This is a genomic window from Flavobacterium sp. OHVDL-2026-0007, from assembly GCF_059882335.1.
In genome coordinates, this window is the sequence record NZ_CM187612.1 from 3,472,783 (window position 1) to 3,485,845 (window position 13,063).

7 protein-coding genes are annotated in these 13,063 nt (G+C 36.5%); 2 read left to right on the top strand and 5 right to left on the bottom strand.

Features of this window, described 5'->3' with window-relative positions; all coding sequences use genetic code 11:
* Window positions 1–33: 33 nt before the first annotated feature.
* The 3 genes from AC51AA_RS14255 to leuC all read right to left on the bottom strand — a co-directional run bounded on the left by AC51AA_RS14255 (window position 34) and on the right by leuC (window position 3,063).
* Window positions 34–825 carry a methyltransferase domain-containing protein gene (locus AC51AA_RS14255; RefSeq protein ID WP_500702895.1) on the bottom strand — a complete coding sequence of 264 codons (792 nt, stop codon included), beginning with the start codon at window positions 823–825 and terminating at the stop codon, window positions 34–36.
* 141 nt (window positions 826–966) lie between these two features.
* Window positions 967–1,563 carry a 3-isopropylmalate dehydratase small subunit gene (gene leuD / locus AC51AA_RS14260; RefSeq protein ID WP_500702896.1) on the bottom strand — a complete coding sequence of 199 codons (597 nt, stop codon included), beginning with the start codon at window positions 1,561–1,563 and terminating at the stop codon, window positions 967–969.
* Between the two features lie 105 nt (window positions 1,564–1,668).
* The gene (gene leuC, locus AC51AA_RS14265) at window positions 1,669–3,063 is read right to left on the bottom strand and encodes a 3-isopropylmalate dehydratase large subunit (protein WP_500702897.1); all 1,395 of its coding nucleotides are present in this window, start codon (window positions 3,061–3,063) and stop codon (window positions 1,669–1,671) included.
* A 616-nt stretch (window positions 3,064–3,679) separates the two neighbouring features.
* Here leuC and dnaE point away from each other — a divergent pair.
* Both dnaE and AC51AA_RS14275 read left to right on the top strand, forming a co-directional pair.
* On the top strand, window positions 3,680–8,218 hold the full coding sequence (gene dnaE / locus AC51AA_RS14270) for a DNA polymerase III subunit alpha (protein WP_500702898.1): 4,539 nt from the start codon (window positions 3,680–3,682) through the stop codon (window positions 8,216–8,218).
* 177 nt (window positions 8,219–8,395) lie between these two features.
* A complete protein-coding gene (locus tag AC51AA_RS14275) occupies window positions 8,396–9,349 on the top strand; it encodes an outer membrane beta-barrel protein (protein WP_500702899.1) in 954 nt (317 codons plus the stop codon).
* Between the two features lie 114 nt (window positions 9,350–9,463).
* On the opposite strand, the gene AC51AA_RS14280 is transcribed toward AC51AA_RS14275, so the two are convergent.
* Window positions 9,464–10,468, bottom strand: coding sequence for a Gfo/Idh/MocA family protein (locus AC51AA_RS14280; protein WP_500702900.1), 1,005 nt, complete (start codon window positions 10,466–10,468; stop codon window positions 9,464–9,466).
* Between the two features lie 248 nt (window positions 10,469–10,716).
* The gene (locus AC51AA_RS14285; RefSeq protein ID WP_500702901.1) at window positions 10,717–12,825 is read right to left on the bottom strand and encodes a prolyl oligopeptidase family serine peptidase; all 2,109 of its coding nucleotides are present in this window, start codon (window positions 12,823–12,825) and stop codon (window positions 10,717–10,719) included.
* Window positions 12,826–13,063 lie beyond the last annotated feature (238 nt).

Here is a 13,063-nt window from a genome sequence, read left to right on the forward strand (position 1 = left end):
TATTTCTTTTCTAAAGTGAAATGATAGTTGTTGTTATAATTTTCCTCTTACTTCGTTTAGTTTCATTGTCATCGAAAAAGCTGAATTTTCTATCCAATTATTATATTCTTCGATGGCTTGTAATCTAGATGCTTCTGCCAAATATCCCTCGTTGACCATTTGTTTTGAGCCTGCTACTTTAGACCAAATCCCAATTTTTGATTTGAAATCAAGATCTCGATGATGGTAAACTTCATCAGAATTTATTTTTTCAACAGATTGAAAACCTGCATCTTTTAATAATTGAGGTAAATCCTCGGCGATCTGATTGTTCATTCCTGCATCTGCTCTCCATTTTAGAAAAATTTGGTAAAACGATTGCATGCTTTCTGGAGGTAATGGATTCCAGATTAAGTTGGTGTGATCGTAATCTAGAATAGAAACCTGTCCGTTAGGCTTTAGTAATGACTTTATTTTTAATAATGCTTCTTCTGGATTTGTTAACCATTGTAAGGTTCTAGCACAAACAATAAGATCAAATTTGATCTCAGGATGATATTCAAATAAATCAACGGCAATTAACTCTAAATTAGCAACGGATTTGAAATACTCTTGTCCGCTCTGGATAAAGTTTGCTGTGTTGTCGATTCCGATCACTTTTCCTTCTGGACCAATCTTAAGGGCAATGTCTTTTGAAATTGCGCCTGTTCCACAGCCAACATCTAGAATGGTTATCCCAGGTTGTAGAAGCTGATGCAAAAACTTGTAATCTTTGGCTAAAGTCCGATCGTTAAAAATTTGAGTAGCATTCTGTCCTTCTCTTTGAATCTCCTTATTTGGCTTCATTTAAAATTGTATTGTTTAAAATTTGTTTTACTGTCGAAAAAAAAGCTTTAAAACGCGTTCAATAAAATGAGTTGCTTAATTTAGAAAGACCCGACAGGTTTTTTGAAAATCTGTCGGGTCTCATAGACTAAACGAGATTTTTTAGTAAGGAAGTTTGTCGGCAAAAGCCACAATATCTTCTTTAATATTTTGTAAATAATCAATGTCATCGAAGCCATTAACCATATTGTTCTTTTTATATCCATTAATCGCAAATGATTCGTGTTGACCAGTTGCCAATAACGTAATGGTTTGGTTTGGTAAGTTGATTTCTAGCTCAGTTTTAGGATCAGCTTCGATGGCTTGGAAAATAATTTCAGCAAATTCTGGGCTTACTTGAACAGGTAAGACACCAATGTTTAGGCAGTTTCCTTTGAAGATGTCTGCAAAGAAACTTGAAACTACAGCTCTAAAACCGTAATCATAAACTGCCCAAGCAGCATGCTCTCTAGAAGATCCTGATCCGAAGTTTTTTCCTCCAACCAAGATTTTTCCGCTGTACGTTGAATCGTTTAAAACGAAATCAGCTTTTGGAGAGTCATCTCCGTTGTATCTCCAGTCTCTGAAAAGATTGTCTCCAAATCCTTCACGCTTTGTAGCTTTAAGGAAACGAGCTGGAATGATTTGATCTGTATCTACGTTCTCAATTGGTAGTGGAACTGCACTACTAGTAAGGATATTAAATTTATCGTATGCCATTGTTTTTTGCTTTAGGCTGCAGGTTTTGGGCTTTAGGCCTTTGCTGCAGTTGTATTATAAATTGTGTTTTTTGCTTAAAGCCTGTAGCTTATAGCATAAAGAGATTTAAAAAAGTTCTCTTGGATCTGTTAGTTTTCCTGTAACAGCAGCAGCAGCAGCCATAATTGGGCTCGCTAATAATGTTCTTGAGCCAGGACCTTGACGACCTTCAAAGTTTCGGTTTGAGGTACTTACCGCATATTTCCCAGCAGGAACTTTGTCATCATTCATGGCTAAACATGCTGAACATCCTGGCTGACGCAATACAAAGCCAGCTTCGGTTAAAATATCCAACAAACCTTCTTCTTTAATTTGAGCTTCAACAACGTGTGAACCTGGAACTAACCAAGCAGTAACATTGTCAGCTTTCTTTCTTCCTTTAACAATTTCTGTAAAAGCTCTAAAATCTTCAATTCGTCCATTGGTACAACTTCCTAAGAAAACGAAATCAATTGGTTTCCCAATCATTACGTCATCTTCTTGAAAGCCCATATAGGCTAGAGATTTTTTATAGGTTTCCTCGCCGCCTTCAACTTGATTGGCAGTAGGGATATGTTTGGTGATACCAATTCCCATTCCTGGGTTTGTACCATAAGTAATCATTGGTTCGATGTCTGAAGCTTTGATGTTTAATTCAGCGTCAAAAGTTGCGTCAGCATCCGTTTTTAAGGTTTTCCAGTAAGCAACTGCTTTATCCCAAGCTTCACCTTTTGGAGCGTATAATCTTCCTTCTAGGAAGTCAAAAGTTTTTTGGTCTGGTGCAATCATTCCACCACGAGCACCCATTTCAATACTTAGGTTACATACAGTCATACGACCTTCCATTGACATGTTTTCGAAAACATCTCCAGCATACTCAACGAAATAACCAGTTCCTCCAGAAGTAGTTAATTGAGCAATAATATAAAGAGCAACATCTTTTGGTCCAACACCTTTGCTCAAATCACCATTAACGTTGATTCGCATTTTCTTTGGTTTCGGCTGCATGATACATTGTGTAGACAAAACCATTTCAACCTCAGAGGTTCCAATACCAAAAGCAATGGCTCCAAAGGCTCCGTGAGTTGAAGTATGAGAATCTCCACAAACAATAGTGGCTCCCGGTAAAGTAATTCCGTTTTCAGGACCAACTACGTGTACAATTCCGTTTTTTTTATGACCTAATCCCCAGTGAGAAATACCGTATTCAGCTGCATTGTCTTCAAGAGCCTTAAGTTGATTTGCAGATAATGCATCCTCAACAGGCAAATGTTGGTTTATGGTTGGTGTATTGTGATCGGCAGTGGCAAAAGTACGCTCTGGGTATAAAACCTTAACGCCTCTAGCTTTTAATCCTAAAAAGGCAACAGGACTCGTAACTTCGTGAATGAAATGGCGATCAATAAAAAACACATCTGGTCCATCTTCAATTTTACGTACTACATGTGAATCCCATACTTTGTCAAATAATGTCTTACTCATTTTTTATTTTTTTTAATTGTAATTTCTATAACCACAGCAATTCCCTGATAATTATAATAGGAAAACAAATTTAGAAAAAGATATAAAGTAGTCAATTTCAATATTTCATTATATACGATACCCAAACTAAAATACAAATTGTGATTCGCTTTTATGCATTCAATTTTGGGAACGAAGAGAGGGGTGAAATTGGTTTTACTTTTCTTTTTTAGATTAATTGTTATGGAATGGTTTTAATTTTAATAGTTTGCAAATTTATCTCAAAATCAATAGAAAATACCGCTTTTGCTTTGAAAAGATGTAACAAAATGCATAAAAATAGTAATAATTGGTATATTTTTAATTTTTTATGTCCCTAAGACAAATTCTTAATTAGCTCTTTTTTTACGTATAAAAAATATGTTTGGAGAGGTTTTTTTATAGTTGTTTTTCATTCCAATACTACGACATCCAAAAAATGTATTTTTATGAAATTTTATGTATTTTATGATAAAAAATGATTTCTTGATAAGAATGATTTTTTGGTGATATAAGCGTTTTCTTTCTCCGAAAAAAGACTAAATTTGAAGTTCAAATTTTGTGTTTTTTAAAATTTGCAAACCCTTCAATTACAACTATGTACTTAATATTTGATACCGAAACAACTGGATTACCAAAACGTTGGGACGCTCCGATAACCGATTCTGATAACTGGCCTCGCTGTATTCAGATCGCTTGGCAGCTGCATGATGAAATGGGAAAACTGATCGAACATCAGGATTACCTGGTAAAGCCAGAAGGATTTAATATACCCTATGATGCAGAGCGAATCCACGGAATTTCGACAGAGTTGGCAGAGGCTGATGGTATCGATTTGGCAGAGGTTTTGGAAAAATTCAATATTGCCTTAAGTAAAACCAAATTTATCGTAGGTCAAAATTTAGGTTTTGATGTGAATATCATGGGGGCTGAATTCCATCGAATGGGTGTGGAATCTCCAATGGCTTCGATGCCGGTTTTGGATACCTGTACAGAAGTTACGGCTTCGTTGTTGCAATTGCCAGGAGGTCGTGGAGGAAGGTTTAAATTGCCTACATTGACGGAGTTGCATAGTTATCTCTTTAATAAACCTTTTGCAGAAGCGCACAACGCAACTGCCGATGTTGAGGCAACGACTCGTTGTTTTTTAGAATTAATTAGAAGAGAGGTTTTTACCAAAGAACAATTAGATGTTCCCAAGGAGTATTTTAAGGATTTTCAAAATAGAAATCCTCAGGAATTTCCATTAATTGGTTTAAAACACATCAATTTAAAAGCGGCTTCTGATAAAATCAGAGAGCAATTAAGAGCTTTAGAATCGAATGACAAGGAACCTACGGTTTTAGCGACGGACAGAGAAGATTTTAAAGCGGCAAAATACGCGCATTTACATAATCATACACAGTTTTCGGTTTTGCAATCCACTATCGGCATTGGGAATATTGTTGCGGCTACAGCCAAAAATGGAATGCCGGCTGTTGCAATGACGGATACCGGAAATATGATGGGGGCTTTTCACTTTGTGAGCGCTGTAATGAATCATAATAAGGGGGCTTCTGCCAAAAATAAAGCTTTAGTGGAAAGTGGGGAAGAACCAACTGAAACTGAAATGAAACCAATTGTGGGTTGCGAATTTAATGTTTGCGACAATCACTTGGATAAAAGCAAAAAAGACAACGGAAATCAGGTTGTCTTATTGGCTAAGAATAAAAATGGGTATCATAATCTGGCTAAAATGTCATCGATCGCCTTTACGAACGGGTTTTATTATGTGCCCAGAATTGACCGTGCGATTATTGAAAAATACAAGGAAGATATCATGGTGTTGTCTGGGAATTTATACGGAGAGATTCCGAGTAAAATTCTGAACATCGGTGAAAATCAAGCTGAAGAGGCGCTAATTTGGTGGAAGGCGCAATTTGGTGATGACTTTTATTTGGAAATTATGCGTCACAATCAGGAAGACGAAAATAGGGTAAACAAAACCCTGATTGAGTTCTCTCAGAAGCATAATGTGAAATTAATTGCAACAAATAATACCTATTATCTAAATAAAGAAGATGCCAATGCACATGATATTTTGTTGTGTGTAAAAGACGGTGAAAAGCAAGCTACGCCAATTGGTCGTGGTCGTGGATATCGTTACGGATTGCCGAATCAGGAATACTATTACAAGTCGGGAGAAGAGATGAAAAAACTCTTTGCCGATTTGCCAGATTCTATTATCAATATTCAGGAAATTGTAGATAAGGTAGAGATTTATTCGCTTTATCGTGATGTATTGCTTCCTAAATTTGATATTCCTGAAGAGTTTGTGGTAGTTGAAGATGAAGCTGATGGAGGCGTTCGAGGTGAAAACAAATATTTGCGACACCTGACTATGGAGGGTGCCAAAAGAAGATATGGAGAAATTACGGAATCTATTCAGGAGCGTTTGGACTTTGAGTTGTTAACGATTTCGAATTCCGGATATCCTGGTTACTTTTTGATTGTACAGGATTTCATTGCCGAAGCTAGAAAAATGGACGTTTCGGTAGGTCCTGGTCGTGGATCTGCAGCGGGTTCTGCGGTAGCGTATTGTTTAGGGATCACCAATATTGACCCGATTAAATACGATTTGCTTTTTGAGCGTTTCCTAAACCCGGATCGTGTATCGATGCCCGATATTGATATCGATTTTGATGATGAGGGTCGTGGTCGTGTTATGGATTATGTAATTAATAAATACGGTCAAAATCAGGTTGCTCAAATTATTACCTATGGTAAAATGGCAACTAAATCGGCGATTCGTGATACGGCTCGTGTATTGGATTTACCATTGTTTGAAGCCGATAGAATTGCCAAGCTGATTCCGGCGATGATGCCGTCTAAATGGAATTTAAGACGTTTTATTTCTGAAAGTGAGGAAGAGGTTAAAAAAGCCCTTCGTTCTGATGAGTTTGATAATGTAAAAGAGTTAATCGCTATTGCCAATGAAGGTGATTTGGCTGGGGAGACCATCCAACAGGCTAAAATCCTTGAAGGGTCTATGCGTAATACCGGAATTCACGCCTGTGGTGTAATTATTACACCATCGGATATCACGAATTTCGTTCCCGTTACCACAGCAAAAGATTCTGATCTATATGTAACACAGTTTGATAACTCCGTTGCAGAAAGTGCGGGATTATTGAAGATGGACTTCTTGGGTCTGAAGACCCTTACTTTGATAAAAGATACCGTTAAATTGGTAAAATATAGAAACGGTATTGACTTAAATCCAGATGAATTTCCAATCGACGATGCGGAAACGTATGCACTTTTCCAAAGAGGAGAGACTGTTGGTATTTTCCAATATGAGTCCCCTGGAATGCAGAAGTATATGAAAGATCTGAAGCCAACGGTTTTTGGAGATTTAATTGCGATGAATGCCTTATATCGTCCAGGACCATTGGAGTATATTCCGTCTTTCGTAAGAAGGAAAAATGGAGAGGAAGAAATTAAATACGATTTAGATGCCTGTGAGGAATACTTGGGAGAAACGTATGGAATTACGGTTTATCAAGAGCAGGTAATGCTTTTGTCGCAATCGCTGGCCGACTTTACAAAAGGTGAAGCCGACGTTTTGCGTAAAGCGATGGGTAAAAAGCAAAAGGATGTACTAGATAAGATGAAGCCTAAATTTGTGGAACAAGCTGCAAAAAAAGGTCATGACGCTAAGGTTCTGGAAAAAATTTGGAAAGATTGGGAGGCCTTTGCGAGTTATGCCTTTAATAAATCGCACTCGACTTGTTATGCGTGGATTGCCTATCAAACGGCCTATTTAAAAGCGCATTATCCGGCAGAATATATGGCTGCTGTTCTTTCTAATAATATGAATGATATCAAACAGGTGTCGTTTTTTATGGAGGAATGCAAACGAATGGGCTTACAGGTTTTAGGACCGGACGTAAATGAGTCGTTTTATAAGTTTACGGTAAACGATGAATATGCGGTACGTTTCGGGATGGGAGCCATCAAAGGAGTAGGTTCTGGAGCCGTGGCAACCATTGTAGAGAGCAGAAAAGAAGGTAAATACAAATCAATTTTTGATTTGGCCAAGCGTATCGATTTGCGTGCTGCTAATAAAAAAGCAATCGAAAATCTGGCATTGGCTGGAGGTTTTGATTCCTTTGAAGGAACCACAAGAGCACAATATTTCCATGATGATGGTGATGGAATTACATTTTATGAAAAAGCCATTCGTTATGGTTCCAAGTTTCAGGAAAATGAAAACTCATCACAGGTAAGTTTATTTGGAGAATCAAGTGAAGTACAAATTGATGAGCCTGTTGTTCCGCCCTGTGAAGATTGGAGTACAATGGAAAAGTTGGCTAAAGAAAAAGAGGTTGTAGGGATTTATATTTCTGGGCATCCGCTTGATGATTTTAGATTTGAGATGAAATACTTCTGTAATGCCAGATTAGAAGCATTAAGGAGTATGAATGAATATGTGGGTAAAAATCTAAACTTTGCGGGTATCATTAATAATGTGCAGCACCGTGTGGCAAAAAACGGAAAAGGTTGGGCAGTATTTAATTTAGAAGGATATGATGAAAGTTATGAGTTTAAGATTTTTGGGGAAGAGTATCTAAAGTTCCGCCATTTCCTTATTCAGAATAATTTTGCCTTCCTGAAAATTGTAATTAAAGATGGTTGGGTAAATCACGATACCGGTAAAAAATCTGATCCAAGAATGCAATTCGTGGAAATAAGACAATTGCAGGATATTTTGGAAGCCTTTGCTAAAAAACTAATTTTATTGTTGAATATTAGTGATTTGCAAGAGGAGTTTATTCAGAAATTGAGTCAGTTGTTTAATGAGAATAAAGGAGATAATTCTGTGACTTTTGAGATTATGGAGTTAGAAAAGATAAAGCGTTTAGTTGAGGTAGAAACTCCCACCGATTTTGAGGAAGGGGATGATGCCGTTTTTGTAGATGAAAACGAAGATGCTGATGCTGCTATAGAAGAAACCAAGATTCAAGAAGTAACCGAAGTGGAAGAAATAAAAGTGGTAACCAAATTAACGATGCCAAGTCGAAGGTTAAAAATTAAAATTTCAGCCGAGTTATTGCAAGAATTGGAGAAAATGCAGATTAATTTTAAGCTTAATTAAAATTTAACAGTTAAATTTTTATGGATTGCGTTTTTTTTACGTTAAAATTATGCATGCATACTATATTTTTAGTATTATTGCCTAAAATTACAACGTTTTCGTTCCAAGTCTAACTACGCAAACCAGAACATTATGTTAAAATATTCTAAGTTTGTATAAATTAATTAAATCAGAATTATGAAAAAAAACCTATTTTTATTAGGACTATTAGTTTGTTCTATGGCCACAATGGCACAAACGCAAAATGCAGATAAACCAGAATCTTGGTATTTCAAATTGGGTGGGTCTTATTTCAACCAAACGGCTTCTACAGAATTTCCAACAGTTGGAGGAAATGCTGCATTAAATAAAAATTATGTAGGAGGAAAATTAGTTTCTGAAGAAAGCGTTACTGGATCTTTTGGACAAGGATTTAGAACGGGATTAACAGCTGGTTATAGATTTAATGCTCGTTTAGGGGTTGAGTTAGGAGTTAATTATTACTCTAGTAAAGACAAAACTATGGCGCAAACTACATCCGATGTACCTTTAACGCCAGCAGGTGTGTATAATTTCAAATCAGTAGGACAAATTACTGCTTTTGATCTTGCTCCAGCTTTAGTGTTGTTTTTGGGAGAACACAAAGGATTTGAGCCGTATACCAAAGTTGGTGTGTTGGTTCCAATTCATGGAGATCTAGAAATTACTACTGATGCACACGCTCCAATTGCTTTTGGTCCTACTGGTGCTCCAACTGCTTTTGGTGATATTCATAGTGTGGATAAAGTAAAACCAAATCCAACACTAGGTTTTACTGCTGCTATGGGTACTTCTTATAAATTAGGAAAAAATATTTCTGTTTTTGCGGAATTAGAATACCGTAACTTTACAGTACACGGAAAAACGAAAGAAACAACAGAGTTCACAGTTAATGGAAATGATGCACTAGGTTCTAGAACAACTGCACAAATTCATACCAACTACAGAGATAGATTAGACGTTAACTCTAATAACCCTTTATTTAATCCAAATACAGCTACTCCAACTGATTCTAAAGACACAACACGTCCTAATGAAGCAATGGACGAATTAAGTTCATATGTTGGAATTTCAGGTTTAGGATTAACTGTAGGTCTTAAATACAGTTTGTAATTCAAAACAAATTATACTTTATAAAAAGAGGATATTCTAACTTTAGAATATCCTCTTTTTTATTTATATAAATGACCTATTGAGAATAGGGGATTTGACACTTGCTGATCACACTTATACGGCTGATTTGCTTTGGGCTCTGAATTCTTTTAAAACTTCATCCATTACCCAGGTTGTTCTCGCAGCAGAAGTTCCATTCGATGGTGCAGCTCCTTCTTCGCCCAAAAGTTCCGCAACAACAGTTTCAATTAAAGGTTGTTGAATATGCAGTGGGTTTTCAATAGTGATGCTTTCCTTTTCGCCATTTGGATATTGAATGTGTATGGGATCATTTCCAAAAGTGGAAAAGGAGATTTTGCCTTTGTCTCCCACAATTTCAACATTGTCGTAACGTTCAAAACTACCAAAATTCCAAATTCCTATACCATGGACTCCATTTTCGAATAAAAAGGACATGGATACAGAATCTTCGGCTGGATAGGCCTGAAGTTGTGAAGTGGCATGACCACGAACAGATTGGATTGGTCCCAATACAAAATCAAGAAAATCTAAGGTGTGACAAGCTAAATCAACAAATATTCCACCACCTGAAAGATGTGGCAACACCGTCCAGGGTAAATTGATTTCATCATCGTAGCGTTTTTCAAAAGGATGGTACAGAATGCAATTTACATGTCTAATAGTTCCAAGTTTGTTTTGATCGATTAGCTCTTTAATTTTTAAAAATCGAGGAAGGCCTCTTCTGTAGTAGGCTACAAATAGAGGGACGTTATGTTCTTTGCAAGCGCTTATCATTTCGTTGCATTCTTCGAAATTTAAAGCCATTGGTTTTTCAACATAAACAGGTTTTCCAGCTTTGGCACATAAAAGAGTATATTCTTTATGTGAAGAAGGAGGTGTGGCGATGTATATGGCATCGACTTCTGGATCATTGATTAAATCAATAGCATTGGAATACCATTTCGATACATTGTGACGCTTTGCGTAGTCTTCGGCAAGAGCCGCATCTCTTCGCATTACAGCTACTAATGTGGAGTTAGGTGTTTTCTGAAAAGCAGGGCCGCTTTTTACTTCGGTTACGTTACCGCAGCCAATAATTCCCCATTTGACCATTTTCATCTTTTATCTTTTTATTGGTTCCAAATGTAAGAGAAAAGGACTATTTAAAAAAGAAGTGTTGTAGATTAATAGGGTATTCTTAATAATTATATTCCTCCTATGCCTAGAATTTTGCTTTGCAGGTTGAAGAGGAGTAAGTGGTAGAGAGCATCAAGTAAAAAAAAAGCCATAGGCTAAAAGAAGCTCACAGATTTGAATGTATCTGTTTGCTACTTTTAGTCTATGGCTAAAAGATGTAGTTTAAAAGTTTACTTTTTAGGTAAAGATTTAAAACCCATATTATAAAGAGTAAAGGCTTGAATGTCTACACTTTCTTGAATAGTTGCGGCAACTGATTTTCCAGCTCCATGACCTGCTTTTACATCAATACGAATTAAAACGGGATTGTTTCCTGTTTGTTTTTCCTGTAGTTCTGCTGCAAACTTAAAACTATGAGCAGGAACGACACGGTCATCATGATCACCTGTAGTGACCATCGTAGCCGGGTATTTAATTCCTTTTTTTACATTTTGAACTGGAGAATATCCTTTTAGGTATTCAAACATTTCTTTGTTATCCTGAGCTGTTCCGTAGTCATAGGCCCAACCTGCACCTGCAGTAAAGGTATGGTAACGTAACATGTCCATTACACCAACAGCTGGCAAGGCTACTTTCATTAAATCGGGACGTTGTGTCATGGTGGCACCTACTAATAGACCTCCGTTTGAACCTCCGCGGATGGCTAAGAAATCCGATGACGTATATTTTTGGGCAATTAAATATTCACCAGCAGCAATAAAATCGTCAAAAACATTTTGTTTTTGCAATTTTGTTCCCGCATCATGCCATTTCTTTCCATACTCTCCACCCCCTCTTAAATTGGCAACAGCATAAACGCCTCCGTTTTCCATCCAAACTGCATTAGCAATGCTGAAACTTGGAGTTAAACTAATATTGAATCCGCCATAACCATATAAGATAGTTGGGTTTTTACCGTTTAATTTTAATCCTTTTTTATAGGTGATAATCATTGGAATTTTTGTTCCGTCTTTTGAGGTATAAAAAACCTGTTTGGATTCGTAATCGTCACTCTTAAAATCAACTTTTGGTTTTTGATAGATTTCTGATTTACCAGATTTAGGGTCATAAGAAAAAATCGTTCCAGGAGTAGTGTAATTTGTAAAGCTATAATATAAGGTCTCTTCTTCTTTTTTTCCTCCAAATCCTCCAGCAGAACCAACGGCAGGAAGTTTGATTTCACGGATCAATTTTCCATTATAATCGTATTGTTGTACAAACGAAACAGCATCTTTTATATAGTTGGCAAAAAAGTATCCACTACCTGTTGATGGGGATAAAACATTTTCGGTTTCTTTGATGAAATCTTTCCAGTTTTCTGGTTTTGGATTGCTTACGTCAACCGTTACAACACGTTTGTTGGGTGCTTTTAAATCGGTTTCGATAAACAATTTATTGCCCTCGGTTTCAATAATGGAGTTGTCACTATTAAAATTGTCTACAATGGTGACAATAGGACTATTAGGACTTGTAAGGTCTTTGATGTACAACTCGTTTCCGTAAGTAGAATTGGCTGCTGTGATCACTAAGTAGTGATTGTCTTCGGTAACATAACCACCTACATATCTTCGTTTTTGATCTAGTCCAAAAATAACTTTGTCGTCTTTTTGAGCAGTACCTAATTTGTGAAAATATAATTTATGTTGATCTGTTTTGGCTGATAATTCACTTCCTTTTGGTTTGTCATAGCTAGAGTAATAAAAACCATCGTTACCCAGCCAAGAAACGCCGCTAAATTTAACGTCGACCAAAGTATCCTCTAAAACTTTTTTAGACAAAGCATCTATGATGATCACTTTTCTCCAGTCACTTCCTCCTTCTGAAACAGAGTAGGCTGCTTTTGATCCGTCTTTAGAAAAGTGTAATCCACCAAGTGATGAGGTACCGTCTTTGGAAAATTTATTAGGATCTAAAAAAACTTCTTCGTTTTTATCATGTCCTTTTCTGTAAATAACCGATTGGTTTTGTAGGCCATCATTTTTAGAATAGTAAGTGTAGTTTCCTTCGATAGATGGAGCGCTAATTCTCTCGTAATTCCATAGCTTTTCCATGCGCTTTTTAAGTTCTTCACGAAATGGAATCTTGCCTAAGTAATCGTAAGTAACCTCATTTTGAGCTTTTACCCAAGCTGCCGTCTCAGGGGATTTGTCATCTTCTAACCAACGGTAAGGATCACTTACTTTGGTGTCAAAATAAACGTCAATTGTTTCACCTTTATTAGTGTCGGGATATTGAATCTTATTCTGTGCAAATGAAATTCCTGCGCTTGTAATGGCCATTATAAGAAATGTTTTTTTCATAGTTTGTAATTAACAGTTGTAACAAAAATAGTAATTTTTGTTGTGAAATCGGAATATATAGAGGTATAGACAATATTTTTTAAGGTAGATCGTCCTAACGGTTATATTAAAAACCCTTCACATGGAAGCCTGTATTTTTTTGTTCAAAATAAACAAGGTAATTGCTCCGATGTGAAGGGTTGTTGCTCTATTAAAGTGAGCTTTCTTGCTTTGATTTCGATCAAAACAAGAAAAGCTC